Annotated in this window: 28 protein-coding genes; 12 read left to right on the top strand and 16 right to left on the bottom strand. The window is 48.4% G+C overall.

Annotated elements, in window-relative coordinates; all coding sequences use genetic code 11:
- Positions 1–200: 200 nt before the first annotated feature.
- The 6 genes from CA264_RS21280 to CA264_RS21255 all read left to right on the top strand — a co-directional run bounded on the left by CA264_RS21280 (position 201) and on the right by CA264_RS21255 (position 4325).
- On the top strand, positions 201–803 hold the full coding sequence (locus tag CA264_RS21280) for a hypothetical protein (RefSeq protein ID WP_025603826.1): 603 nt from the start codon (positions 201–203) through the stop codon (positions 801–803).
- Positions 800–1222 (top strand): hypothetical protein, encoded by a 423-nt coding sequence (locus CA264_RS21275; protein ID WP_025603825.1) that lies wholly within the window; start codon positions 800–802, stop codon positions 1220–1222. Before CA264_RS21280 ends, CA264_RS21275 begins: the two co-directional genes overlap by 4 nt.
- Positions 1212–1997 carry an ImmA/IrrE family metallo-endopeptidase gene (locus CA264_RS21270; protein WP_025603824.1) on the top strand — a complete coding sequence of 262 codons (786 nt, stop codon included), beginning with the start codon at positions 1212–1214 and terminating at the stop codon, positions 1995–1997. The genes CA264_RS21275 and CA264_RS21270 overlap by 11 nt, the downstream gene beginning before the upstream one ends.
- A gap of 165 nt (positions 1998–2162) precedes the next feature.
- Positions 2163–2618 carry a LexA family protein gene (locus CA264_RS21265; RefSeq protein ID WP_025603823.1) on the top strand — a complete coding sequence of 152 codons (456 nt, stop codon included), beginning with the start codon at positions 2163–2165 and terminating at the stop codon, positions 2616–2618.
- Positions 2615–3883 (top strand): Y-family DNA polymerase, encoded by a 1269-nt coding sequence (locus tag CA264_RS21260; RefSeq protein ID WP_025603822.1) that lies wholly within the window; start codon positions 2615–2617, stop codon positions 3881–3883. The genes CA264_RS21265 and CA264_RS21260 overlap by 4 nt, the downstream gene beginning before the upstream one ends.
- A gap of 79 nt (positions 3884–3962) precedes the next feature.
- Positions 3963–4325 carry a hypothetical protein gene (locus tag CA264_RS21255; RefSeq protein ID WP_051364253.1) on the top strand — a complete coding sequence of 121 codons (363 nt, stop codon included), beginning with the start codon at positions 3963–3965 and terminating at the stop codon, positions 4323–4325.
- Positions 4326–4342: 17 nt separating this feature from the next.
- Here CA264_RS21255 and CA264_RS21250 read toward each other — a convergent pair whose 3' ends face one another.
- The 4 genes from CA264_RS21250 to CA264_RS21235 all read right to left on the bottom strand — a co-directional run bounded on the left by CA264_RS21250 (position 4343) and on the right by CA264_RS21235 (position 7573).
- Entirely contained in the window at positions 4343–4930 is a 588-nt protein-coding gene (locus CA264_RS21250; protein WP_025603820.1) for a hypothetical protein, read from the bottom strand.
- 332 nt (positions 4931–5262) lie between these two features.
- Positions 5263–5703, bottom strand: coding sequence for a beta-barrel fold lipoprotein (locus CA264_RS21245; protein ID WP_025603819.1), 441 nt, complete (start codon positions 5701–5703; stop codon positions 5263–5265).
- 135 nt (positions 5704–5838) lie between these two features.
- Positions 5839–6933, bottom strand: coding sequence for a DUF3991 domain-containing protein (locus CA264_RS21240; RefSeq protein ID WP_025603818.1), 1095 nt, complete (start codon positions 6931–6933; stop codon positions 5839–5841).
- Between the two features lie 7 nt (positions 6934–6940).
- Positions 6941–7573: a DUF4099 domain-containing protein gene (locus CA264_RS21235; protein WP_025603817.1), complete on the bottom strand. Its 633-nt coding sequence runs from the start codon at positions 7571–7573 to the stop codon at positions 6941–6943.
- A gap of 413 nt (positions 7574–7986) precedes the next feature.
- Between CA264_RS21235 and rpe the strand changes: the two genes are divergently transcribed.
- The gene (rpe, locus tag CA264_RS21230) at positions 7987–8643 is read left to right on the top strand and encodes a ribulose-phosphate 3-epimerase (RefSeq protein ID WP_025603816.1); all 657 of its coding nucleotides are present in this window, start codon (positions 7987–7989) and stop codon (positions 8641–8643) included.
- Positions 8644–8824: 181 nt separating this feature from the next.
- On the opposite strand, the gene CA264_RS21225 is transcribed toward rpe, so the two are convergent.
- The 3 genes from CA264_RS21225 to CA264_RS21215 form a co-directional block, all read right to left on the bottom strand.
- Entirely contained in the window at positions 8825–9181 is a 357-nt protein-coding gene (locus CA264_RS21225) for a SpoIIAA family protein (protein WP_025603815.1), read from the bottom strand.
- 184 nt (positions 9182–9365) lie between these two features.
- The gene (locus tag CA264_RS21220) at positions 9366–9998 is read right to left on the bottom strand and encodes a hypothetical protein (RefSeq protein ID WP_025603814.1); all 633 of its coding nucleotides are present in this window, start codon (positions 9996–9998) and stop codon (positions 9366–9368) included.
- Positions 9999–10192: 194 nt separating this feature from the next.
- Positions 10193–10960, bottom strand: a complete 768-nt coding sequence (locus tag CA264_RS21215; protein WP_025603813.1) for a hypothetical protein — start codon at positions 10958–10960, stop codon at positions 10193–10195.
- 622 nt (positions 10961–11582) lie between these two features.
- Here CA264_RS21215 and CA264_RS21210 point away from each other — a divergent pair.
- A complete protein-coding gene (locus CA264_RS21210) occupies positions 11583–12962 on the top strand; it encodes a sodium:calcium exchanger (RefSeq protein WP_025603812.1) in 1380 nt (459 codons plus the stop codon).
- Between the two features lie 81 nt (positions 12963–13043).
- Complete coding sequence (locus CA264_RS21205) at positions 13044–13478, top strand: EF-hand domain-containing protein (RefSeq protein WP_025603811.1); 435 nt, start codon at positions 13044–13046, stop codon at positions 13476–13478.
- A gap of 118 nt (positions 13479–13596) precedes the next feature.
- On the opposite strand, the gene CA264_RS21200 is transcribed toward CA264_RS21205, so the two are convergent.
- From CA264_RS21200 to CA264_RS21185, 5 genes are all read right to left on the bottom strand, one after another.
- Positions 13597–14706 carry a glucose 1-dehydrogenase gene (locus tag CA264_RS21200; RefSeq protein WP_025603810.1) on the bottom strand — a complete coding sequence of 370 codons (1110 nt, stop codon included), beginning with the start codon at positions 14704–14706 and terminating at the stop codon, positions 13597–13599.
- A 43-nt stretch (positions 14707–14749) separates the two neighbouring features.
- Positions 14750–16564 carry a glycoside hydrolase family 15 protein gene (locus tag CA264_RS21195; protein ID WP_025603809.1) on the bottom strand — a complete coding sequence of 605 codons (1815 nt, stop codon included), beginning with the start codon at positions 16562–16564 and terminating at the stop codon, positions 14750–14752.
- Positions 16565–16616: 52 nt separating this feature from the next.
- Positions 16617–17072, bottom strand: a complete 456-nt coding sequence (locus CA264_RS22285) for a hypothetical protein (RefSeq protein ID WP_211233371.1) — start codon at positions 17070–17072, stop codon at positions 16617–16619.
- On the bottom strand, positions 17056–17598 hold the full coding sequence (locus CA264_RS22280; RefSeq protein WP_211233370.1) for an NAD(P)-binding domain-containing protein: 543 nt from the start codon (positions 17596–17598) through the stop codon (positions 17056–17058). The genes CA264_RS22285 and CA264_RS22280 overlap by 17 nt, the downstream gene beginning before the upstream one ends.
- A gap of 62 nt (positions 17599–17660) precedes the next feature.
- Positions 17661–18572 carry a cation diffusion facilitator family transporter gene (locus tag CA264_RS21185; RefSeq protein WP_237151225.1) on the bottom strand — a complete coding sequence of 304 codons (912 nt, stop codon included), beginning with the start codon at positions 18570–18572 and terminating at the stop codon, positions 17661–17663.
- A 104-nt stretch (positions 18573–18676) separates the two neighbouring features.
- Between CA264_RS21185 and CA264_RS21180 the strand changes: the two genes are divergently transcribed.
- Positions 18677–19033 (top strand): SpoIIAA family protein, encoded by a 357-nt coding sequence (locus CA264_RS21180; protein WP_025603807.1) that lies wholly within the window; start codon positions 18677–18679, stop codon positions 19031–19033.
- A gap of 410 nt (positions 19034–19443) precedes the next feature.
- On the opposite strand, the gene CA264_RS21175 is transcribed toward CA264_RS21180, so the two are convergent.
- From CA264_RS21175 to lpdA, 3 genes are all read right to left on the bottom strand, one after another.
- On the bottom strand, positions 19444–19650 hold the full coding sequence (locus tag CA264_RS21175) for a hypothetical protein (protein WP_025603806.1): 207 nt from the start codon (positions 19648–19650) through the stop codon (positions 19444–19446).
- 585 nt (positions 19651–20235) lie between these two features.
- Positions 20236–20976 carry a ZIP family metal transporter gene (locus CA264_RS21170; protein WP_025603805.1) on the bottom strand — a complete coding sequence of 247 codons (741 nt, stop codon included), beginning with the start codon at positions 20974–20976 and terminating at the stop codon, positions 20236–20238.
- A gap of 124 nt (positions 20977–21100) precedes the next feature.
- Complete coding sequence (gene lpdA / locus CA264_RS21165) at positions 21101–22495, bottom strand: dihydrolipoyl dehydrogenase (protein WP_025603804.1); 1395 nt, start codon at positions 22493–22495, stop codon at positions 21101–21103.
- A gap of 586 nt (positions 22496–23081) precedes the next feature.
- On the opposite strand from lpdA, the gene CA264_RS21160 reads away from it, so the two are divergent.
- Positions 23082–23960 (top strand): murein L,D-transpeptidase catalytic domain family protein, encoded by an 879-nt coding sequence (locus tag CA264_RS21160; RefSeq protein ID WP_084196112.1) that lies wholly within the window; start codon positions 23082–23084, stop codon positions 23958–23960.
- A 324-nt stretch (positions 23961–24284) separates the two neighbouring features.
- Complete coding sequence (locus tag CA264_RS21155; protein WP_025603802.1) at positions 24285–25124, top strand: histidine phosphatase family protein; 840 nt, start codon at positions 24285–24287, stop codon at positions 25122–25124.
- A 335-nt stretch (positions 25125–25459) separates the two neighbouring features.
- On the opposite strand, the gene CA264_RS21150 is transcribed toward CA264_RS21155, so the two are convergent.
- Complete coding sequence (locus CA264_RS21150) at positions 25460–26332, bottom strand: bestrophin family protein (RefSeq protein WP_025603801.1); 873 nt, start codon at positions 26330–26332, stop codon at positions 25460–25462.
- Positions 26333–26334 lie beyond the last annotated feature (2 nt).

The following is a 26334-nucleotide window of genomic DNA, read 5'->3' as shown; positions in this document are numbered from 1 at the left end:
ATGCCCCATTTAGCTGTGCCATTAGCTAGGTGGGGTTTTGTTTTTGATCAGCCTATCAATGTTTCTTAGTGATTATTTAATATGCTAAAACTGGCATATACTATATTATGCTAGGCAACAAATCTTTTTTGCAGGTGACTGTAAAAAAAATTATTTTGGTAACATAGATAGGTATGGGCCTATTGCTTAAATGATATGATGTGAGCGAAGAGCACAATGACATCGACTGGGGGGATTTGTACGAATGCCTCTACGCCTTTACTGACAGGCTTTTAAAAAGAAAACATTGGTTCAGGAAATCGTCTGATGGTTCCTTCATAAAAGGGAAGCAGGTTCATGACTACGTTACAGATGGTATCGAGAGATATTTATCTGAACCAGATAAGTTTAATCCAACTAAGGGATCTTTGGCGGATTATATCAAGTTTAACATTATTCGCACCTTAGTTGGTAACGATTCCATTTCAGCTGAGAACAAAACCAGCCTAGACATTTCGGCCTTTGCCCCTCATGAAGATGATGATAATGACTCGAGTTATCTTGACTCAATGCTACCTTATGCTGCAGCATTATTTGATCAACAGCTAGATTATGATACTATTATGTCTCATATAGAGAATGAGGTCAAAGGTGACGCCGATGTAGAAAACATTTACATTGGTATCAGTGCCGGTTTAAAAAGAAGAGAGATCATCGAAGAATTCAACATGAGCACAAAAGAGTTCGATAATGGTCACAGAAGATTAAATACCATTCTCAAGAATACTGCATTAAAATTTAACTTAAAGCCATTATCATTATGACTGGAGACGCAAAACAAAGAAAAGCCGACTTCATCAGTTTGATGATGTCTAGCGTTGATTCGATAAGCTGTAATAAAGAAAATGCCAGGGATTATCTGTTAGAAGAAGGGCTTGACCCTGATTCAATTAGAGCGGAAGGCATAAAGCGTATTAAGAAATTAAAGCTTCAGGCACAAGCAAACAGTACACGGAAAGAAATGTCTTCTACCGCTGCTATTAAACAGAAGGCAATGGAATGGGTGGAAAAACTATTAAATGACGTCAATTTTTCCTTTCCTCAATTTGTTAAAACTGAGAATCTTGTTCTTCAAAATCGCAATCTTGAGAAGTTAACAAAGGATGATATTAAAAGCACTTTAACCCAATATTATTACCTCAAGTTCATGGAACAAGAGAACAAACAATCAAATGAACAATAAGTACTCTAAAGCGGAATTGATCGCCAAAAAGGTATTATCTGATTGTGGCTTGGATGACCCTACAGAGTTACCTCTCAGTGACATTATACTTGGGAGAGGAGCCTATTATGAAGAGAAGCCTTTAATAGGAAAAGAAGGAGAAATTGTTTCCGCTGGTGGGCACTCTATGATAACTGTTAACTCAGATATCACTTTTGAAACTAAGAAAAGATTTGCCGCAGCTCATGAACTTGGGCATTATGAGATGCACCGGAACCTAACTCCCATCATATTTGATACAGAGTATGATCTAATTAACTGGTATAAGGCTGGGCCACAGGAAACTGAAGCTAATGAGTTTGCCTCTGAGTTTTTGATGCCTTCCGATACATTCTACAAAGAATGTAAGTCTAAACGTTTTGGCCCTCATGTCATTGAACACCTTGCCGAAAGGTTTCTAGTTAGCAAGACTGCTGCAATCCTAAAGTTTGTTAAGAGAGGAAATCACCCTGTATGTGTTGTTTATTGTAAGGACAACAAGATGAAATGGTGGAAATCATCTTATGACTTTAGACCATTCATCGAGTTTGAATATGATAAAAATCCTCCGACAGGATCTGTTGCTTATGAGGTATTTACAAAAGGTAAAGTATACTTAAATGATGAACGGCAGCAGCAGATATATAAGTCGGATTGGTTCAGAATGAGAGATGACGAACAGGACTCAAATTTTTATGAATACTGCCTACACGTTAAATCCTTTAACTACACAATAAGCATTATCTGGGAAGACTAACGGCTTGCTTCAATGAACCTGTTCCTCATACTATTACATGTTCAGTTTATTTGGGTACAATTAAAACACATGGCTAATATTTTTAGCATTTCATTTTTATTAAGCGAGTAAAATTTCCTAATGTTGCGTATTAGCTAAATACATTAGCCAATAAAACACCGCAACATGAATAAAGAAATACTATTACCCTCGGAAACAGTAAGCTTTGTTCTGCTAGGTCGTGACACGGAAACAAAGTGCCCGCTCTTCGCGGCACGTGTCCCGGCGGGTTTTCCCAGTCCGGCAGAAGAGCACATTGAGGATAGAATTAGTCTATCATCTTATTTAAATGGACATCCAGACGCTACATTCTACGTTCAGCTAGAAGGGGATTCTATGATAGATTACAACCTGCTGGAAGGCGATCTGCTCGTCGTAGACCGTTCACTGCACGTGCGCAGCGGCGACATCGTGCTGGCTAATGTCAACAGCGAATATACGGTAAAGAAGCTGGAGATAACAGAAACTGGAGTCCGGCTTCTCCCTGGTAATAAAAAGTACAACCCTGTAGAGATCACGGAGGATTTGGAGTTTTTGGTCTGGGGCGTAGTGCGGGGTATAGCCAGGAGGATACGTCAATGACTAGTTTGTTTGCCCTTGTAGACTGCAATAACTTTTACTGCTCTGTGATACGCGTCTTTCACCCTGAGCTAAACAATGTGCCTGTGGTAGTGCTTTCTAACAACGATGGCTCGATCATCGCTAGAAGCAATGAGGCCAAAGCACTGGGCCTGCAGATGGGGCAGCCCTTTTTCGAAGCCAAGACAACTATAGACAAATATAATGTAGTCTACTTTAGCTCTAACTACACGCTTATAGGTGACATGTCTGCCAGGGTGCACAGTACTTTGGCCCGCTTCACTCCCAATGTGGAGATTTATTCCATTGACGAGGCTTTTTTGGACCTAGGTGGCTTTAAAGGAATAGTTATACCGGATTATGCACGCACCATCCGGAACACCGTTAAAAAGTGGACAGGCATACCCGTCAGTATAGGTGTCGCGCCCACGAAAACCCTGGCGAAGCTTGCGAACCGGATTGCCAAAAAGTCTGAGAAGGCCAATGGTGTGCTGGTGCTGACGGAAGCTAAGCATTTGGAGGCGGCACTAAAAAGAACCGACGTCGGTGACGTATGGGGCATTGGCTCCCGCTATGCCACAAAACTCCATAGCTTCGGCATAAACAATGCCTGGCAGCTAGCCAATGTCACGGATGCTTTTGCTAAAAAACATTTAACGGTGGTGGGGCTGCGGCTGGTGAAAGAGTTGCGTGGGGAGCCATGTGCTGACTTAGAGATCGAGCCTCCGGCAAAAAAAGGGATCTGCTCCTCTCGCTCATTCGGGAAGCCGGTCACAACGCTCGACGACCTAAAGGAAGCAGTGGCTGTCTACGCCTCCCGGTGCGCCTACAAGCTACGGCAGCAAAAAAGCGCCTGTCGCGTGGTAACCGTGTTCATTCATACTAATCCATTTCGGGAACAGGAGCCGCAATACTACAATACCAAAACCATCAACCTGCCCGTTTCTTCCTCCTCCACTATAGAATTAGTTCAGTACGCTACCATGGCACTGGAACACATCTACCGGGACGGGTTTGCCTACAAGAAAGCTGGCGTGTACATCACGGAGATTGGACCGGCAGACGGCGCACAGATGAATATCTTTGACAGGGTGGATCGGAGTAAGCATGCAAGCCTCATGCTCACATTGGATCAACTTAACAAGTCTATGGGAAAGGGCACGGTAAAGGTAGCTGCTGAGGGGGTGAGTCATATTTGGGAGCCTAAAGCTGAATTCTCTCCTCCATGCTATACCACAAGAATAGAAGATGTCCTGAAAGTGCGGTGAGATTCTGACAGAGAATGCTTATCTTGAACATCGAACCAAAGCGGCCATTCTTAAGGCTGCACCATAAAGAGAAACCTATATGATCAAGGTGAAGCACCCTGTAGAGGAATGCAACATCAGCCAGGAGAAGCTCCTGGCTGCCTGCCCCGCAGAGGAGCGCCGCTACCACGAGTTGGTGTTCACAGTGGGTAACATCTCCTATCGGTACCACCATGAGGCAAGGGAGTATTCTCCTAATCTGGAAGACTATCAGGAGTGGCTGGAGGGCCTCCCGGAGAATGTCCGCAGAGGAATGGAGCAACTGGGTTTTGAGGGCTGCAGGAATGTGCTTTCCTTCACACGCTACGTAATGGAGAAGCATGATGTGGGCATGGAGGAGTATACTATGCAGCACATGGGCGCGGAAGACTATGCCGCCTACCAGGTAATAGCCAAGGCTTGATATATACTATACCGCCGTTACTGTCCCTTTCCCAGCTGCCTTGCCTGCATGAGCAGCTCAAACCGTGCTTCCCTATCTTTCTCTGTTTTTAGCCGCTTATAAACCTCAATATACCTGCTGGTTCGGTATGTAAAGTCCTCAGACAAAGCAAGATTTTCCAGCCATACACTGAAATCGGCAAGTTCTGCCTGTCCACTGGAATAGGGAAAGTGCTCGGTAAAGGATGGTGTTGCTAGGTTCGAACCTTCATACTTGTCAATAGGAACTACTGGCCTGCCGAAAAATCTGTCGAAGAGATAGGTGTTGGCGCAAAACGTCTCAAAGGCTTTCTGCGCTGCCTCTTTCAGCTTGCCGGATTTGAAGAGAATGACGGTCCACTCGAACAGGAAATCGGGGAAGCCGCCGTCATCGGGAAAATTTTTGTCGAACCATCTCAGGTAGGTTAGCCCGCCCCTGTAGTCACCCAGCTGCAGGTAATACTTGGTAGGCAGGTAGCGAAGCCCGCGGCTATCGTCATAGGCCCCAAACTTTCTTTTCTCCGCGGCAAGCGCACGCCTGATATCGGAAATCTTCTTCTGGAGCCTTTCAGCTTGTTTTGGGTTCATAGGATTCATCGATTCCAAAGCCATACCCAAGGTAAGGACACATCTCTATTATATATGGCTAGAATAGGTCCTGCAAGGTAGGTACATAAAATGATTATCGACAATTGTTTTTACTTATCATGTATTATGTAATAAGTATTAAATAATATTTATTATCCATAACAATGTATCTCTTAAGAGTAATGCCTTTGTTATATAACTACAGCAAAGGGTTCTACCTATGGAAACTCGCGCACTGTGTAGAAGAAATAACTAAGCCTTTACTGCTTTGATAATCTATTCAGTCAAATGGCGCGGCATGAAATGAGCAGGATAAGTATGAACAGCACCTACTACTTAGCTTTGTAATTCAAGTACTCATTTTTCTCCCCTGAAGCTTCATTGTAATTAAAGGTTTTCTCATCAATTTGCTTGCCGTTCTTGTAAATAACAAAGCGCATCTGCATGGAAGCAGGACCTTCCTCTACGGCACTAAACTCATTGGCAGCATGAATGGTAAGTTCCCTTACATTATCCGCTTCAAAAGAATAGGACGTCTCCGAAAGGTTCCCGTCAAATAACACGGGCGGCATAGCTTCGCCAGTACCCCTCACTTTGAAATCGCCACCTCCAATGGTAATAATCTTGATGAACTTCTCATAATCCCCAGACTGGCTGTAATCGACCCGATAGGCAGCAGTATCAGGCAGGATCGGATCATCACTTTCTTTGTCACACCCAGCAAAAAATAGAACTGTACATAACAGAAGGGAGAAGAGAGATAGCTTTTTCATAGCCTAAAAATTAAATGGTTTATAGTTAGGTGAAAAATATTTTCTACAGAGACTTAATTAACCGTAACAGCCATGCGAAACACAGAAACTGCATTTCATCTCCTACAGTCTTTGACTACTATACTAGATCCCAGCTCATAACTTCACTTTCATAGGGATACGGTTCTCCTGGTCATTTTTGGGATGTATAATGTCGTTATAGTCTTTATGGCCAAGGGGCTTATGCACCTGAAGTCCGGAACGAATACCGGAGTTCTTCTCAAAGGCAAAAAGGCTCAGCTTGTCTACAGGAATATCAAATTTCTTTTCATCCAAGCTGAAGGTGATACTGTCGGCATTCTTTGTAAAGGTGTAAGGCTTACCTACTATCGCCGTGGCCAGATAGATATCATAGATCTTTCCCTGGTAATCGTTATCGAAAATGGTATGCTTTTGAGCATGCGGCCACGCCTGTAGGGAAAGCTCCACCTGCATTCTCGACATTCCCCCGCCAAACGAGACGAACACGGAGTTGCTGAAGTCCCGCTTATCCTTCTCCAGCTGATAGAAGCTCATGGCATCTATAGGGTTCTCCGCAAAGTAGACATGGCGTGTAAGAACCGGATTCTGCGCAAAGTCGGCTACCCAGACACCGTGCTTGCGGTCGCTGCCCGCTGCCACGCCCTTAAAGCCATAATTGCGCAGGTCGTAGCCTATCGTTTCGCTGCCACCTGGCCTTTGCAGCGGGAAGGCGATATTGGTATAGGCATTATCTTTCTCTGCGTCCCGCACTAGCCTAATGTAAGGCAGGAACAGCTGCACGGTCTCGTTAGAGAGACCTCGTTCCTTGATCAGGTAATGCAGCTTAAAAACAGAGGCCTCGGATTCGACAAACCTGCTTTTGTCAAAAGGCTTTGCTTCCGTAACATTATAGATTGGAGCTTTGGGTTGAGAGGCATAGGCATACCTAGATAGTACCTTATTGATACCGTCAATCTCATTGCGAAAGCTTCCCTGGAAGCGGTGCAGCCGGTTGGCCACAAAATCTATCACAGAGCCCTTGTCGTTGCTTCCATCACGGTTGAAGTACATCTGCCGGGAGCTGTCGCCCGGGTTGTTGATGATGATTCTGTCTCCGTCAGGGTGCTTGAACTCAGGGCTCTTTCTGCCCTTCAAGGGGTCAAACACATAGCCTAGCGACTCGGCGACCTGAATAATCGATACCTGCTCTCTGTATTCCTGAAAGGTCATAGGCAAGTTAACGTTTGATAGACACAACAGGGGTTTCCTTCACTGCCAAGGTGTGGCTTTCTTTTAGGGAGACCTGCCCCTCCACTATCTTCAGTCCTTTAGGATCATTCAGATCCAAGCGGGCCGAGATCAGCTGATCCTTTGCTTTGGAATAAAGCTCCAGGGTACCTCCTTGCCGCAGGTGCTCTTTCTGATCAGTACTCAACACGATATCCCTGATAGCACTAGGCACTTGGATATCCCGTACCCTCACCCGCAGAATCTCATTGGTCTCCTTATCCAGCTGGAAAACATACAGCTCCTTCTCCCCATTGAGCGACTTAAACGGCTTTACCAGCAGCTCCCCGTTTTGCAGTTTCTCCAACTCCTGCTTACTGGCGCCAATCTCGTTCTGAATCTCCCTCCGTATGGGGTGGATCAGCAGTGATAGGGTGTTGTCTGGATTCATCTTCAGGCTCAATTTTGCATCCACAGTAAGAGGCTCCAGACTGGCTTCCTTGATAGTAAAGGTATGCAGGCTTGTGCGCCTGCCCGTCAGCAGGCTGACCAAATCGTCAGACTTCATGGAGAGCACGTCTTTCTTGTTCATTCCAAGACGCTCAAATTGACCATAAGGAAGGTCTTTTATATCGAAGTTCATAGTTTACTTAGATCATGGATATCTTTAACTAAATATACGTTTAAATATTATTTAAGTATATATTATTAGTTAATTATTGATTTATTTAGTAAATAATTATATAAAAAATAAGGCATTATACATTATTTGTATAAAATGTAAAACTATTGTTTCACTTACCATTGTGGCTCAGCTCTAGTTTTAACTTTGACTACTTCTATTACTGAAGATAATCCTTTTACTAAACATGAAAGTTGTTTTGGGAACTCTCTCTAGTTGTGTAAGTGCTATCTACCAATGAGCTGCAAAAACCAAAGAGACCGCATAGAGCAGCGGCAGAACCATGGTGGAGGTAACAAGATTGCTGTTTCTGCAGTTAACAGGCTGTGCATGGTTTTCTAATTGCATCACAGAATCTTAAACTGCTTCCTAAAATGACCTTCGTTGCTCCCTCCATACTGTCAACAGACTTTGCCCATCTCAGCAGAACTTTAGCAGCGGTGAACGAGAGTAAGGCTGACTGGCTACACGTAGACGTGATGGACGGGGTATTCGTCCCGAACATTTCCTTTGGTACCCCTGTACTCAAAGCAATTCAGCAGCACACTAAAAAGCCCGTGGAGCTGCACCTGATGATTGTGCAGCCTGAGCGTTACCTGGAGACCTTTGCCCGCTTCAACATAAACCAAATGACCGTGCACGCAGAGGCTTGCACGCACCTGCACAGTGTGGTACAACAGATAAAGCGTTTAGGCTGTAAAGCTGGTGTTGCCCTGAACCCGCACACGCCTCTCGGGTACCTGGAGTACGTAATACAGGACCTGGACATGGTGTGCCTGATGTCCGTAAACCCCGGCTTTGGCGGACAAAAGTTCATTCCCCAAACACTTGAAAAGATAAGCCAGCTTAAAGAGTTGATTAGAAGGAAAGGCGCTGCTGCTTTGATTGAAGTGGACGGAGGAATCAATCAGACAAATGTAACAGACGTGGTTAGCGCAGGGGCAGACGCCGTTGTGGCGGGAAGCAGCGTGTTTGACTCCAGTGACCCCAGGCAAGCGATAGCGGCCCTAAAGGGAGCACAGGCCAAGTGATGTTGGCACAGAGCCCTCCCAACAAATGCGCTTCATCCTCAGCGCAGCGGTAGTGCCTTAAAAACCTCTTCAAGAGATAAGCTGTAGGCAACCCGCTGAACCTCCACACTTGCCTTTAAAGTATATCAACCTCAAGCAAATTAGTCCTGCAGATAACACAAAGTTAAGCTTCTTTGAGGCTTCATTTTCTCATCCAGGCTATGGCGGTCTCTCTTTCGGTTAAATCGAAATATTTAATTTCTGCGGAGGTAAAAGGCTTCATGAGTTGCGTCATCCAGTCCTGCCACTTTTTTTCGCCCACCATAGCGATTCTCTCATAATCGTTTACGTGTTTCAGGTCAATTTTCAAGTCTTCCCAAAGCCCCTCTGCGTCCCAGCCGGTAAATCGATCCATCTCAAAATACCACCTCACTTTCTGGCCACTGTCTATTATGCTGTGGATGAGCGGGTGTATGCGCTCCATGTCTTCTTCTCTCAGTATCCCATCAGCCTTGGTGGCGATGATGTTGCCTCGCGTAAAGTCTAAAATCTGTAGCATCGTGAATGTTCGTTAAATGTTGCTTGAGCTCATTTCAGCTCTTGTAATACCCCTTTCCAACGCCTACTCCTTTGAGCATTTCTCCTAACTATACAGTTCCTCGGCGCCTGCATAGCCACATTCATCAGAACTTGTAGAACTTTATTCATGCTCTCTTGATAGCCTTATGTCTTGAAATTGTTTATCAGGAGGTAAGGGCCAGCAGCGGATTCTCCATATCACTTTTGGCCTTCAAAAGGAAGGTATCATAGTATCCCTGTGCTTTCCCAACTGCGATGTTAATAAAAAGGTCCCCGTCCCCAAGCATGGTCGGCAGCTGGGGCGTCCGGCTGCCCATGAGTACCTCCTTGAATATTTCTTCTTCCTGCTGCAGGGCCAGTACTGTGACATGCGAGTCAGCATCACCCAAGGCATCCTCTGTCAGCCTCAGGAGAAGTATGAGGCCCGGTACCTGGAAAAGGAGGCTTGCCTGGCCCTGATCGCTATGCAGCGGACTGTACGGGGCCTCCACCGGCACGAATCCCTTGTCAACCCCCACACCTTCTGTGTCGTTGGCAACCACATCGTACTTCCAGCCGATGCGCAGGGGCTGCAGGTGGCGGAACTGCCTTGCGCTCTCCGGGGTCTCTCTTATCATCACCCACAGGTTTTTCCCTTCCGACAGATCCGCAGCCTTGCTTAAATACTGCTTTAGCCTTTTACGCGGATCGCCACTGCTGTCGCTGCTGCCAACACTCAGTACATCCTGAACGAAAGGTGGCTTAGCTGCACTTAGGTAGCAGTAGAGCGCTTCATCTCTATAAGTTTTGAATTCCATAAATGACTTATTGTGGTACCTCTCTTGCCAGATCTGCCTGACCTACTATGCTCAGGCAGATCTGGCAAAAAACCTTCTTTCCCTCCCATGGCAGCGGCTACCTAAGGAGGCTACATTTCTGTCACCTGCCTCCACAGCTCCGCAGCCAACAATTGAGCTCGCATTTTATTACTTAGTAAAAGCGAATAGCAGCCTTAACCCGGCCTCTGGTAGTACAGGAAGAGCAAAAGGGCGGCGTAGCTCAAACCTCCTATGGCAAAGGCCCAGTAGCTGCTTTTTCCAGCACTTGGTAATTCTTCTTTGAGAACGTTCAACAGCACCCCCCCGGCTAAAAACGCCTGCAGGAGCACGGGCACTACTTCTGGCAGTACAGTAAGAACACTAATGCCCCAGCCCAGTAACACGGCAGCAGCAAGTAGCCAACGTCCCTTCTGATCATATCCCTGCTTATGGAGGTTGTGTAGCCCGTTATCATTGACGATAAACTTGAGAAACATGGCCACGAAGAAAAGCAGTAAGGGCAAAAGCCCCTCGTTCATCCTGTGAACAAGCAAATAGCCTATCAGTGCGTTCATGAATGCAAACGTCATCATGTGAATCCAAAAGACCCTTGCGCTCGTAACGCCCTTCCGCTGCTTTTGCCTCTGCCTTTCCACTGATGCCCTTGCCCAATGCTCTAAGCCGTAAAAGATGAACATGCTTAGCAGCACCAGGATATACACATGCTGGTCTAAGGCTGATAATAAGGAGTCCTTATTTATGTTCTTAAGAACCTTTTCCTGTCCTTTGCTTATCCCTGGTAGCAGGCGTAGCACAACAAAGGCCACGGACATACCTCCGGCAACCGATAGAAAGCGATTCCTAGGCACCCCGTCCAGCACCCTCAGGTAATTAGAGAAGATATGAACTGCTGCAAGGCCTGCCCCAGCTGCTAAAGGAATCCCAACGTTGTTTTCGTCCATTTGCTTTTAAAGTTGAAATAGGAAAAAGGCTTTCCGCTGTGTCCATTTCTGATTCACACCATCCCTGGCTGCGGACTTGTCAGTTTATAGCCATTCAGTCCACCAAAGCGGGTTAATATTTATTCCCTCTATTCGGCCCTTTGCTATACTTACCCGGTATCAACTTAAATAGATGCTTCTCCTCCAGATTATTCTACTCTTGGGTCTTTACTACACTGGGTCCATCACTTCTTAAACTTCACATCTCTAGGCAAAATAACACTCGTTCTTTCAGGCTTGTTTAAAAGAAGGGCATAGTCTTACCCTATAACAATTACCACCAAGTAATTTTAGATGAAGCAAAGTCAAGAAGTTGTAAAATCAGGTTCAGAAAGCAACCAGGACTAGTGGAGCCTATGCAAAGGAAGTGAAATAGACCATCAGCGGAAGTTCCACCAGAGCGTTTGGTGCCGTCCAAGCTGCTGATAAGGGAGTGTTCGCTTACATGTTGCGGGGCTTATTTAACTGTTAGATGCTTATCTGCGTAAACGAGAACCGCACCTAATGTTCGTAGTCATTAGTAGATAATTATGAATAAATCTAAAACTTATGTTCAGTCCCCCACAGTTGAAGGAGGTGCTGCATGAGCGTATGGATTTGGGTCCTTGTCTTGATTGCGGCCATATGGGCAGCGCAGTGGGGAGCAGAACATTTGGCAAAGCCCCTGAAGAAGCTGCGGAAGCAGTGGGGCTTCTCCGTAGCGGCTGGAGGAGCCTTGGTGGGCGTGGCCGCCGCGAGCCCTGAGATCGGCATCAACATTGCCAGCGCTGTTACAGGCGTAGCCGATATCGGCCTGGGGACTATGTTCGGATCCAATGTCATTGCTATTCCCTTCATGGTGGTAACCGCCTACATTGCCACCCGCCACCTTAAAAAGGGAAATGCGGGCAAAGACCATGAGCAGCATGTGAAGGAGCACCTGCTGAAAGTAGATCACACCGCCGTAACCGTACAGGCACTCCCTTACCTGGTAATAGTCGCCGTAGTGGCCATCCTCACCGTGCCAGCGCAGTGGCGTGGGCTGCAGCCCACGGATGGCTGGATCATGCTGGGCGTGTACCTGGTGTACCTAGCGCAGGCCCTGCTTCGGGGCAGGAAGGAAGGGGAAAAGGTGGAGTGGAAAAAGAAGGAAATTTACCTAGCAGTGGCTGGCCTTGTCGCCCTGGGGCTGGGGGCTTTCTTCACGGTAAAGGCTACCGAGAATATCGTCGCCGCTTTGGGTATCTCCAAGATAGTAGGCGGCCTGTTTATTACAGCTCCCATGGCCGCCCTGCCGGAGATATTCGCCACCTGGAGTGTGGCTAAAACTGGGCAGATCACCTCTGCAGTCACCAGTGTGATCGGGGACCACGCCGTCACGATGACCGTCGCCTTCCTGCCCCTTGCCTTGGTGACCGTGCCTGTTAAAGATCTCACCCTGTACATCACCATCCTGAGCTTTGCGGGACTAGTGGGCATTCTGTACTCCGCCTTTATCCACTGGGGTGGAAAGAACGGGCGGCACGGCTTTAACCGCTGGCAGGTCTACACCCTGGGGGCTGTCGTGCCGGTGTATGTTGGGGTCATGCTGTTTGGGGTGCTCCAGGTGTTTGGCGGACCGTCTGGTGAAGGAGCTAACCTTTTTAAGGTGTACAACGAGGATAAGAACGACTACCTGGAGGACGGGGAGTTCTACAAGGCCGTGGCCAAGATAGGTTACTTCGAGACCTGGAACCAGGACGGCGATGCGTCCCTTAGCGAAGAAGAGTGGCGGGCTGGCATCAGCGAGAACCTGGGCGGGTACAAGGTTAACCAGATAGAAGAGCTCGGTGAGTGGGACCTGAACGGCGATAGCCAGATTTCGGAGGAGGAGTTCAGGGAGGGCCTGTTCGAGGCTGTAGACAAGGACGGGAACAGGCAGATAAGCGAAAGCGAGTTTGTAAGCCTGTATAGGGAGGGTATCAGGTCGCAGAAAGGGAAATAAAGCAAAAATCAAGAACTCTCTGTTGATAAAGCTGAACCTATAATCTTTATTAAACAAGTGTTTCATAAAACCTCTCATGCTATGAAAAAAGAGTTATATGGCTTGCCTTTTTGGATACTGATAAGCCTTTTTAGTTTAGGTCTTTCTGCCTGTAACCAAGGCGGCGAAGGAAAAGAGTTATATAAGGCCTACAATAAGGACAAGAACGACTTTTTAGATGATAAAGAGTTCTACAACGCGGTTGCCGAAGAGAAGTACTTTGAGAGGTGGAACCAAGACGGAGACCGTTCTTTGAGCGAAGACGAGTGGAGGGCCGGGGTAAATAATTATCTGGGCGGGTACAAGGTTTCCACAGTGGAAAAGTTCGGTGAGTGGGACCTGAACGGCGACAGCCAAGTTTCTGAGGAAGAGTTCAGGGAAGGTCTATTTGAAGTGGTGGACAAAGACCAGAACAGACAAATAAGTCAAAGCGAATTCACAAGCTGGACCAAAGAGGGAGGCGGACAGGAAAGCTAACAGAAGAGCCTAAGCAACGGTCTTCTGACATGTGAATGTGCTAATGAATATTCCGGTGACGCTCAACCTTTTTTACGCATAGGTTTCAGCTTACTGGTAGCAGGGACCACCATTTCTTTTAGTCCGTGCCGTTCCACTCTATCACCGTCTTAATGTCATCCACAGACCTGAAATTGAGGGCACTGCTGAACTGCTGATAACTGACACGGGTAGTAATAATATTTGTAGTCAGGTTCCCCCACCGCTGCTTGGCCCGCTGCAGGTCCTCAATGGCCAGCTCAAAATGCTGTATTCCCGCGTTCACGCTCCCAAGGATAATTTGGTTCTTCAGAACCATCTGTTTTATGAGCTCTGCTCCAAGTATGCAGACGGGGCGGTCGCCGTGCGGAATGCCTGTCATCACATATATTCCGTTGACTCCCAGCGCGTCGATCAGCTCAAAGCCAAGCTTGGCTATACCCGTGGCCTCAAAGATAAAGTCAACCTGTCCGTACCGTTCATCTATCTCCAAGGCACTCACCTTTCGGCCATCTAAATACTGGCCTCCCAGTTCCTTCAGTATCAAAGGCCTCTTCGTAGTCTCGTCTACGATGTCCATTCCGATCACCTCGGCGCCACGAAGTCTTAGGGCTACCGCTGCAAGCAAGCCGATGGGACCAAGACCGGCCACCAGCGTTTTTTTCCCCGCAAGCCACCCTTCCCCGGCGACCTCTGGCAGGCGCGCCGCTTGCACATTCTGCGCCTCGTCGATTGCCTTTTCTGCCACAGACATCGGCTCCGTCAGCACGCCCAGCTCCCTTATACTTTCCGGAACCTTCACCACGTAAAGCTCCTCCTCCACCACGTACTCCGTCTCATAGCCATTCAGGCCTTTGATTCCCCTTTCCTTATAGAGACCCGTGTAGCACATGTCGCTGCGGTTATTCCTGCAGGGCTTGCACAGCCCGCAACCCCTCCTGACTGTTACCACGGCCAGGTCCCCTACGCGAACGCTTCTTACCTCTGTGCCTATCTCCACCACCTGCCCCAGCATCTCATGCCCTATCACCAGCCCTTGGGGCCCGGCAGGCTCTTCCACGTTCTTCTGCACGACCTGCTCCCTGTCTGTGCCGCAGATACCCACCTCCAGTACGCTTAGTTTAACCTGATTAGGGAAAACTATCCTGGGCTCAGGCACATCGATTAAATCCAGCTGCCAGGAATGAGGTGTTAGGGACAGTGCTTTCATGGTATCTTCCTGTTATATTTTTTACTTTCCCGACTCTGCCTGTTCAGGCAGAGGTATTATTCCGCTCATCGTTTAGCTGCTCATTAAGAGACAGAGCGGCAGAGATGAGCCCTAAGTGGGTGAAAGCCTGCGGGAAGTTGCCCAGGTGCTCCCCCTTCAGGCTAAGCTGCTCGGCGTAAAGGCCCAGATGGTTGCCATAGCCCAACATTTTCTCAAAGTAATGCCGCGCCTTGTGCAGCTGCCCCGCGCGGGCCAGGCACTCCACATACCAGAACGTGCACATGGAGAAAGTTCCCTCGCCCCCCGAGAGCCCCTCTACCTCCTCATTAGGCCGGTAGCGGTAAACCAGAAAGTCCGAGACGAGCTCTTTCTCGATCCTGTCGAGGGTGGAGAGCCAGCGAGGGTCCTTGGGACTGATGAACCTCACCAAAGGCATCAATAGGGTGGCCGCATCCACCGTCTTTGCCCCCTTAAACTGGACAAAGGTCTGCAACTCTTCGCTCCAGAAGTCTGTGTGGATGGAGAAAAAAATCCTGTTCCGCTCCTTCTTCCACCTTTTAGGAAAGGGGTAGGAGTGCCTGCGGCCGATTTTCATGCCCCTGTCGATGGCGACCCAGCACATGAGCCTGGAGTAGAGGAACTCCCGCTTCCCGCCGCGCACCTCCCATATGCCCTCGTCCTCCCTGTGCCAATTGTCGCACACCCACTCTACCTGGCGCGAAAGGTCCTGCCAAAAGTGGTAGGAGATGCGCTCCCCGTACTTATCGAACAGGTACACCGAATCCAGTAGTTCGCCGTAAATGTCCAGCTGTACCTGCGCATAAGCTGCGTTCCCTATTCTCACTGGGCTGGAGCCCTTGTATCCCTCCAGGTTCGGAAGGATTGTCTCCTGCAGCTCTTGTCTGCCGTCCAGGGTGTACATCAATCCGAGGGCGCCGGCGTTGCCTATGTCATGGCACTGCCGCTCCACCCAGTTTACAAAGCTTTCTGCTTCCTTGGTGTACCCCATGCGCAGGAGGGAATAGACAGTGAAGGAGGCATCGCGGATCCAGGTAAAGCGGTAGTCCCAGTTGCGCGAGCCTCCCAGCTCTTCCGGAAGGCTGAAGGTAGGGGCCGCGACCATAGAGCCGTACTTGCAGGAGGTCATCAGCTTCAGCACCAGGGCTGACCGGTGAACTGTCTCCACCCAACGCCCACTATAGGAGCACTGCGCCACCCAATCCTTCCAGAAGTTTACCGTCTCAAACAGTCTTTCCTCCACAAATTCGGAGAGATCATCCAGCGGGGTATTCGGATCGGTTAGCAGTTCCAGTGTAAAATCCACATGCTCATTTAGGTTCAGCGTGAACTCTGCGCAGCCGTCGTCCGCACGCACCTCAAGGGGAACTGAGCTGACCAGCCGGAGCACAACACCATCCGGACCCTCGCTGCGAAAGATAAGCTCCCGGTCGTTCTGCTCCAGCCGATGGGCGCTCCTGCCGTAGTTAAAGCGCGGCGCGCACTCCATTCTGAACTTCATGCACCCTGTCACGCCACTGACGCGCCTTATGAGTACATGGCCAGGGTACAAAGGATCCACGGGCATGAAGTCCGTGACCTCCGCCACGCCCTCATCCGAGAGAAAGCGGGTTAGGAGCACGTTCGTCTCCGGGAGGTACACCTGCTTGTTCCTCACCTCGCCATCAGTAGGGCAAATTCGGAACGCACCGCCTTTCTCACTGTCGAGCAGGGCGGCAAAAACAGAAGGCGAGTCAAAGTTAGGGAAGCAGAGGAAGTCGATAGACCCGTTCAGTCCGACGAGGGCAACCGTGTTAAGGTCACCGATCACGCCGTAGTTCTCAATAGGCTGGTATTGCATTCAGTTGTATCGTTAACAGTACATGACAGATGAGTTTAAAGCTTGACGCAGCTTACATTCCAGAGGGCGGTTCCGGTATGCTGGGATACCCGCCTAACCTGCTGGTGGAGCGGTAGGAGGCAATGTACTCGTTCGGCCCGAACGGGTGACCGCCAAAGCCGTTCCGCATCATGGCAATGGCCTTGGCCCATACCTTGTCTTTTTCGCGGGAGGCAATCAGTTGCATAACCGCCTGCGAAATGACGGGCACGGGCACCTCCATGTGCATGGCATCGTTTACCAGCCAATTGACCTCCCCGGTATCCTCCACATAACCCGGCACGTTCTCAAAGCCCCCCCGCTCGTGGTAGATTTTCCCGAGCAGCTCTATCAGCCAGGACCGGATGACAGAGCCATGATTCCATGCCTCTATGATACCGGGCAGGTTTAGTTGCTCACGGTAGCTGGCAAGCAGGTCCACACCTTCCCCAATCGCCTGCAGCATCCCGAACTCAATCCCGTTGTGCACCAGCTTTGTGAAGTGGCCGGCGCCCGGAGGGCCTGCATGGACATAGCCCCCCGGGTACAGCAAGGCTCTTGAACAGGGGCTCAAAGAGAGCTACCACCTCCTGCTCACCTCCGACCATAAAGCAGGCCCCGTTGCGAGCGCCCTCCACTCCGCCGCTCGTGCCGCAGTCTATGAAGTTGAAACCCTGTGCTTTTAGCCATTGGTGCCTTCTCAGGGAGTCGCCCCAGTAGGAGTTTCCACCGTCCACAACTGTATCACCCGGCTGCAGCACCTTGGTGGTTTCCGCTAGGATGTCCTCCACAATAGGGCCGGCGATGACATAGATGAAGATCACACAGTTTGCAGGCAGGTTCTCCCGCAGCTCCTGCAGGGAGAGACAGTTCTTCAGGCCAGCGGCGATCAGCTCGTTGGTTGCGCCCGCTTTATCGTATCCAACTACTCTGTAGCCTTTCTCCAGGGCCTGCAGGGCAAGGTTCCCTCCCATTCTGCCCAGCCCTATAATCCCGATGGTTTCTGTTTCCTTCATGTATGCTTTTTATCTAAAGCTTTCCGTTTTACTTATAAATAATTCGCTCACACACCACTATACTACAGGTGTGTCTCATTTTCCTCATACCCTCTGCTCTCCAGCTGAACTGTCGTGTGCGAGATTTTGAACCTGGAAGTGACGTCTTGGCTTATTCTTTTAAGCATCTCATTATTTAAGGCACTGTTGTCAGTGGCCACAACGACATGGGCACTCATGGCATTGACACCTGATGTCAGAGACCACACATGCAAGTCATGCACTTCCTCAACTCCCTCCAATGCCGCAATGCTTTTGCGCAGCTCCTCTATGTTCACGTCTGAAGGGGTACCTTCCAGCAATACTCCCACGGCCTCTTTTAGCAACACCCACGTGCGGGGCAGAATAAAAAGCCCTATACCAGCTGATAGAATGGGGTCAGCATAGTACCAGCCGGTCGTCCACATGATGACACCCGCTATAATAACCCCCACAGAAGTGAGCATGTCTGAGAGCACTTCGAAGTAAGCCCCCTTCATGTTCAGGCTCTCCTGAGACCCCTTGCGCAGGATATACATGCCTGCCAGATTTACCACCAAGCCAATGGTTGCCACAAGCAACATAGCTTTGCTTTCCACCTCGGGTGGGTCCAGAAAGCGCTGGTATGCTTCATACAAAATGTAAAGAGAGATACCGATGAGTATCACCGCATTAGCCAGCGCAGCCAGAATCTCTGCGCGATAATACCCGTAGGTGCGCTCAGGAGAAGCCGGCCGTTCGGCCAACATAATGGCAATGAGGGCAAAAGCCAGTCCCCCTACGTCGGTTAGCATGTGACCGGCGTCAGCAAGCAAGGCAAGGCTACCTGTTAAAAGGCCTCCAACCACCTCGGCGATCATATAAAGCAAAGTAAAGGTCAGTACCAGCTTGAGCCGTCCTTTGTTTTGGCTACTTGCAGATACAGCATGTCCATGTGCCATAAACTCATCTTTCATTGTACAGATAAGGTTGTACGGGGTGCGCTTTCAATATGTTAAGTGCAGACTCACGGGAACACACGAAGCAGTGTATACGTACAGGTCCAAGAGCAAACTGCGTTATGGTACAAGCTATAGAAACAGGTAAATCCGACTTGGTGGCCTTGAAGTTTACAGGCTCACTGGATAAAGAAGACTATACCCTAATCGTTCCGTCAATGGAGGAGAAGATCGACCGTTTCGGGAAAATCAGTCTTTACTGGGAGATGGATAATGTGGAAGGCTGGGAGCCTGGGGGGCTGTGGGAGGACCTTAAATTTGATATTCAGCACACAAACAATTTCAACAGAATCGCAATCGTCGGTGACAGGAATTGGGAAAATTGGATCACAAAGCTAATGAAGCCTTTCACGAGCGCAGAGGTTAAGTACTTTGACCTGCAGCAAAGGGAGGAGGCCATGGCATGGGTGCGTCAGTGATCTGATTTTCGCATAAGACCTCCTTCAGAGTCGGGTGGTGTATACTGTGCCCGAGCTTAAATTACAAATAAATGTATTGTCGCGGATGCAGCCCCAATTAATCTAAGAAACGGCATATCCTGTGGCTGCTCCCCTGATCGTGCTACATGCCTTAAAGGGAGACCGGAAGGCTTTATATAACGGCAGGAAGATCAGTTAGGCTTAGGCGAACAAAATTCCATTTTGCAGTGCAGCGTTAGGCTCAGACAGGTTCTTACTTGTGCGGCAGCTTTTACTGGTACTATCTGAAAAATTTATACTTAAGCTTTATATGTATACGCTGCCTTAACCATTCTCGGCAACTGCTCTTAAGCACATGCACAGCCAATAGAGTGGACGGTTACTAAGTCGCTGGCGAGCAATTCTGCAAATTATTTTTTTCCGTTCCCCTCGTCTTCCCCTGCATTTATATCCTCCTTCATATCCTCAATAGACTCCACGTTCTGGCTCCTTCCGCCCGCCACAACATGTGGTTTGTCACCTGTACTCGGGGTATGGCTGTCTGCGTGCGTCTCTTCACCTGCATGTGTCTCTTTATTTGATTTCAGCTGATCTCTTTTATTGTTTTGCTCATTCATACACTTGGCTATTTTGTTTGCTCTTCTCCTATACGTATCAAGGCCAAAGCATGACTGATCGTTATTTATATTTGTTGAATAAAAACCCAAATATTAAATTCTAAATACATACACATCTGTGCCTGTTCTAAAATCGCTCAGTATTTTTCCTTAAAGTACTATGTGAAGTCGGGAGCGGCTACTTGTTTGGCTCTGGCTAAAAGGAAACAAGCCACTATGGTGCGGTCTTCTCGGCTGTCTCCAGCTGCTCAGCATCCTAACTATTCTCATCTTAGGTCTACTTCAGAAAACAAGCCCCTTTCTTAAATGGAACTTGTAAAGACCTTCCTGAAATCTGGGCTGGAATGTATAAGCCTATGCGAGGCATGGGCATTTGATGAATTAACTGGCGCTCTCGTCGGAGAATCCCGTACAGAAAAATATTAATCAGGAAATTTATTCCCCGAAACTATTTCAAAATAGGAAGAAACACTATGGGAAAAGCATTGCCTCTTCAAATCGTCATCCTGTTATGCCCAGAGGGTAGCACGCATTTGCCAGCATGTTAAGCTCTATCTCAATCACCACATTCGCCCCTGTTAAGTGCTATTCTTCCAAATAAACTGCAAGTAACGTAAACAAGGCAAAACCTCCTGCCAGAGCGAACGCTGCCCACTTCGAGTCCGGCCTGTCATGGGCCTCTGTTAGCATCTCTTCGATAGATACCGTCAGCAGGATGCCCGCCACAAAAGCCAAAAGACTCAACTTTACCACTTCCTTGCTGTCTTTTACGCCCCAGTACCCCACAGTTGCCCCCAAGAAGATAGGAATGGCAAAAGAGGCGGAGAGCAGCAGGCGCTTCCCTCTCTTCACCCCCTTTGATTTAAAGGTGGCGATGGTGGCGAAGCCTTCTGGAATGTCTGCCGGAACCTGCCCAATGGCCAGCAGCAGTCCCAGGCTCGCGGCCACCGTGGAGCCCGTGCCAATCATAATGCCGTCGCTGAACAGGTCAATCGCCACGCCGATGTAGATGGCTATCGCCGCACTCATGCCTTTTTTGCTTTCCCCGCCAAACCTGCTCTGCACGTAGCCAACGCCCTGGTCCAGAAAGACAAAGAACACGCTCCCGGCCACAAACGCCAGCACCGGAATGAAGGGTTGCTCTGCCTCCAGGGCTTGCGGCATCAATTCCAAGCCGATCACAGCCAACACGATGCCTGCGGCTGTATGCAAGGCCAGGCTCAGAGTTTTCTCCGACACTTTAAATACTTCTGCCAGCACGCCTCCGAAAAAGTTCCCGAGAGCAGGCATGGCCGCGTATAGTAGCACCTGTAGGTAATCATTCATGGCGACTTAGCAAAGGATTTAGCCTCTATACTGGATTTGTACTTTACAGGTTCACATTACAACTGGGGCCGCGTTCCTTCCAGGCACAGGAGGAAACACATGCTGCCTAAGATCCTGTGCATGCTCAAGAGTGCATCGCCCTGTTATCCACGGCCAAACTGGCTTCTTTCACAGACTCATAAAAAGTAGGGTGCGCGTGAGAGAGCCTGGCGATGTCCTCTGCCGCCGCCCTGAAGGCCATGGCTGTCACGGCCTCCCCAATGATGTCCCCTACGCGAGGACCTATCATATGAACCCCCAGCACTTCATCCGTATCCTTGTCAGCAATCACTTTTATAAGACCCTCCAGGTCGTTGTTCATACGTGCCCTGGCGTTGGCGCGGAAGGGGAAGGAACCTGACTTATACGCCCTACCTGCTGCCTTAAGTTCCTCTTCGGTGTAGCCCACACTGGCTACCTCCGGCCAGGTGTAGACCACGTTTGGGATAAGCAGCGGATTAAGCTGTGGCTTCTGCCCTGCCAACAGCTCCGCTACAAAGACTCCCTCCTCTGAAGCCTTATGGGCCAGCATAGGGCCTGGTATCACATCTCCGATAGCATATACTCCCTTTGCGGTTGTCTCCAGGTTCCCGTCCACTACAATCCTTTCTTTGTTATCTAACGCTACCCCGGCTGCTTCCAGATTCAAGCCGCTGGTGTAGGGTTTTCTACCTACGGCCACCAGGCAAATGTCCCCCTCCAGTTCTAACTGGCCTCCTGTAGCGTTCTCTGCCTGCACCAACACCCTGTCCGCGTCTGCCAGTACCGACCTGACCTTGTGCTGCAGGTGGAACTTAATGCCCGTCTTGGACAGCGCGCGCTGCAGCTCCTTTCCCATAGTCCGGTCCATGCTCGGGATGACGGCATCAGCAAATTCCACAACATCTACCTTTGACCCTAACCTTGCATAAACAGAACCGAGCTCTGCTCCGATGACGCCTGCCCCTATAATAATTAGGGACTTGGGTATCTCCTTTAATGAAAGGGCCTCGGTGGAGGTAATCACCCGCTTCTTGTCTAGTTGGATGAATGGCAGGGAAGAAGGCTTTGATCCGGTGGCAATGATTACTTTCGCCGTGTCCACCTCCACAGGTGCACCTTCCCCCTTTACCTGCAACCTGCTGGGGTTTATGAAGCTGGCGACCCCCTGAATAACGTCCACCTTGTTCTTTTTCATCAGGTAGGCCACTCCATCTACTGTCTTCTGCACAACGTCGGCCTTATGGGCAACCATCTCCCCAAAGTCCACCCGGAGGTTATCCAGCCCAATGCCGTGCATCCCAAACTTGTGCTTTGCATCATAGAAACGCTCCGAGCTATCCAGAAGCGCTTTGGAGGGTATACAGCCAACGTTAAGGCAGGTTCCGCCAAGCGCGCTGTATTTCTCTATAAGGGCAGTCTTCATTCCTAGCTGGGCACAGCGGATAGCGGCCACATACCCCCCGGGGCCTGACCCGATCACAGTTACATCATATTTCATAATTTATCGCTTTGTTGTTTCTGTCCTTTTGCTCTTTTCCCTCCAGAGTAGGCCATTCTCTATGTCAGGCCCTGGTTTAACTAAACCCATTCCGCCATGGTGCGCAAAGTGTGCCACATTGTCGCCTCCCACACTGAGCACTTATTTATTATTACTAAGGACATCATACCCTCCGTTGACATAAATAGTTTGGCACGGCCCGAACTGCCTTGTAATAACTGCCAACACCCTAGCTATCACTCAAGATAGTTTCATAGAAATAATCTACTTCGGTCCAATAGAGATACCTTCATCGAAGAACAGTTTAAATTTTAGTCAAACTTCATCCGTTGGATTCTTACGACATTTTGGATAGGCAGAAAGGCAATGCTCCATCGGCAAACACCGTTACTAACTCAATAGCTATGCCTTCGAATCCTACAACCAGTACCATTGCTCTTCCCGCCAACCCTTATTCGCCAACCTACTCCTGTGTTAAAAACATGAAAGGCGCACATATACGCTAGAAAATACTACACTGCCTTTCAGGAAACTGTAAAATGGAACAAACAGATTAGTTCTACTTGTTCTGTTATTAAAGAACCATATGCAAAGAAAATATTTCATCCGATCCGTAAGTTTTATTTTAGCTGCCTTTGTTGTTTACTTTAGCATGAGCTTTATCCTCAAAGGCAGTGAGCCGACCTCAGTTAAGGCAGCAACAATAGAGCCAGTTAAGGCAGCAACAATAGAGCCAGTTAAAGTGAGCAAGATAGCAGGGTACGTACCTGCTAATACTTACAAAGCAGATGCCTTCCCTTTACAGACTTTTGAGCGATATGTAGAGAGCAGTTACCAAGCAGCTGGTTTAGCACAATCGGGGCTTTCGCTCGAAACATTTCGGGAAGCGGTAACGGGTTACCACAATATGATGTCTGCTGGCTTGCTATCTAAAGAAAAACCTTTGGTTACAGTTATCGATTTCAATCAGTCCAGCAAAAAGCGTCGCCTCTGGGTCATTGACATGGAAGCACGCGAGGTGTTGTACAATACCTGGGTGGCCCACGGCCAAGGCAGCGGTGGCGAATTCGCCACTACTTTCTCGAACACACCCGGTTCCTACCAGAGCAGCCTCGGCTTTTATCTTACCCGAGGCACTTATGAAGGGAAGAATGGTAATTCTTTGAAATTAGAGGGGCTTGACACGGGGTTCAACACCAACGCCCTGCAAAGATACATTGTCGTGCATGGGGCGGCTTATGCAAACGCAGATGGGATCAAGGTCAACGGACGCCTTGGGCGTAGCCAGGGCTGCCCTGCTCTGCCTTTGGATCTTGCTCAACCCATCATCAAGACTATAAAAAATAAAACACTGCTTTACATTGACGGCCCCTCTAAAACCTATTCTTCTTCCTATTTAGATATAGAGCAGGCAGCCCTTTGCCTCAGCATGGACAAAAAAGGCGAAGATCATCTTCAGGCATAACATAGGGCACAGAGGTATAAGTTATAGGCTAAAGTAGTAGACATTGATCAGCCTTAATGTACTGCCACCCATTGGTTTACTTAGGCTACTTCTGGCAGGAAAGTTGCACTAATTAGTGTATGGAACGGATAAAGCTAAAAGCGACGTTAGTACGACTTTAACTTCCTTCTTCTTTGTAAGGTGGAACGTTTGAGTCGGATAACATATTTACCCTAAAAAACTTAAAACAAAACCCAGTAGACTGTTAGCAAGCTTCAAATCCAGGAACTTCTTTCGACTCGAAGCATGGTTTTATTATTTGCCGCATTTTAATTACCAAAAAGTATGAAAAGAATATCAAACTTGATTTTTACTTTAGTTGTAGTGTTACTTTCAGCAATATCTGTACACGCGAAAGGAAATCACGGGCACCAGCCAGCCATTGAAAATTTGGAAGATAAATATAAGGAGATCGGGGCTACGGCTACCTATGTTGTCGCAAATGGCGTGCCGGTAGCTCAGGAGTTGCGTTTCTTGGAGGAAGAGGAAGTGGAGCTGCCTGCAAACAGCAGCCTTCGGCAAATAGCGCTGGTTCGCCATGGAGAGCCTGACTTGCTGAAAACAGGTAAATTTTCTTATAACCAGGCCAGGCAGTTCGTTCAGGACTATGATAGCGTGGGGATAGTAGTGCCGGATACTCCCTTTTTAAAAGTTGAGAACCCGGATGACATCGCTGTCTTCGCCAGCTCTATTAATCGCGCCAAGGCAACAGCAAACTATATTTTCGGGGCAGACAGGGAAATGACTGTTTCACCCGATTTTCGGGAATTTGAAACGGCTATGGGCAAGCACAGCCCCAACATGAGCATGCCCATTAATTTTTGGACCACCACAGCCCGTATTAAATGGATGCTGGGCATAGACCGGCAAGGAGCCGAGAGCTTTGCTGATGCCCGAAAACGGGCACGGAAGGCAGCACAGCAGTTGGCCAGTGCAACTGAAGAAACGTCTAAAGTGGTTCTGGTAGCACACGGTTTCCTAAACCGCTATATAAAGCAGAACCTAGAAGAGATGGGATGGCATGTCGTGCAAGACGGGGGAAGTGGTTACTTGTCCAAAATCATTTTAGCCAAGATAGAGCCGCAGGAAAGGGGGAGTGAAGGCGCTTCAATCGCAACCCGCTGAAATAACCGTTAAGCATTTTCGCAAATAGTTCGAGACAGAATAAGACTGAGGCTGGGGTACCGATTCTCTTCTCATTAATAGCGACAAGTAAAATTTCTACAACTAAGGCAAGCCTAAGTATTGTTAAACCTGTTTAAAGTTTTCGAAGACTCATTTCAGCTTTGGTGATGCCCCTGATAGCAACCTATACAGTTTGTAAATTGCCTACGTCGATTTCATCTTCATTGCGGCATTTAGGATACAGTCCCCTTATTTTTACTCTGATACATACTTTAAATAGGTTCTTCCAGTTGCAAGTTAATGCCATCACTACTACCGGTTCTGTTGGTAAATTTTCAGAGTTGATAATAAGCTGTAGTAGGTGCCAACTTTGGTGGTTCGCACGCGACCATTTGCATCAGGTTTATCTCAATCGTGTTTGCCAACGCTGTAACAGGTGTATCCGTGGGCATGTTCTCGAAAGGGTCTTGCATGAATATGGCCGTTCTTTCTATAAGCAGGAATACTCCCGCAAAGAGGGTAGTAACCACTACTTCCATCGCAATAGAATAGTCGCTAAGGCCAAGAGGCAGCAGTGTAGCAAAGATGTAGATCAGAAAATGTAGCAGCATACTATAATTCCCGGGGAAAACAGTGTTTTTGATACGCTCACATTTCCCCATGGAGTCGCATAGCCTTGCAATGGTGCTATCAATCTGAATCTGCTGAAATGGATTTAGCTGCCCATCCAGATAAAGCATTCTGACTTCCTCAGAATGCTTTGATAGTAGCGCATTTGGGATATTAGCATGATTTTCATAACCTTCAGCATACTGCTTTACCTTATCAGAGAATGGAAGCTTTCTCAGGGCTTCTCCTAAAGCATAGCACCAGGCTGCCTGTCGCTTTGCAAAGGAGTTGACCATATTATCTTGGGGAGACACAAAGGTTTGCAGCTGCCTTATGAGTGTGCGGGAATCGTTGACAATGGCTCCCCACACAGTTCTTGCCTCCCACCACCGGTCGTACGATTGATTGATCCTGAATGCCAGTAACAAGGACAAAGCCGTTCCCAGTAATGTCGGAATTGTCAACGGGAGGGATATTTCCTCCAGATATGAATGGTGATCGAGAATTCCAATTGCAACCGAGTAAGCTACGATAGCCAATAGCTCGTACTTCGTCTTACTGAGCAGCAAGCCAAGAGGTACTTTATTTGTTATTAACATTG

The sequence above is a fragment of the Pontibacter actiniarum genome, from assembly GCF_003585765.1.
In the GTDB taxonomy this organism is placed as follows: Bacteria; Bacteroidota; Bacteroidia; order Cytophagales; family Hymenobacteraceae; genus Pontibacter; species Pontibacter actiniarum.
The sequence above is the reverse complement of the archived record's forward strand: the minus strand, read 5'-3'. Positions and strand labels throughout refer to the sequence as shown.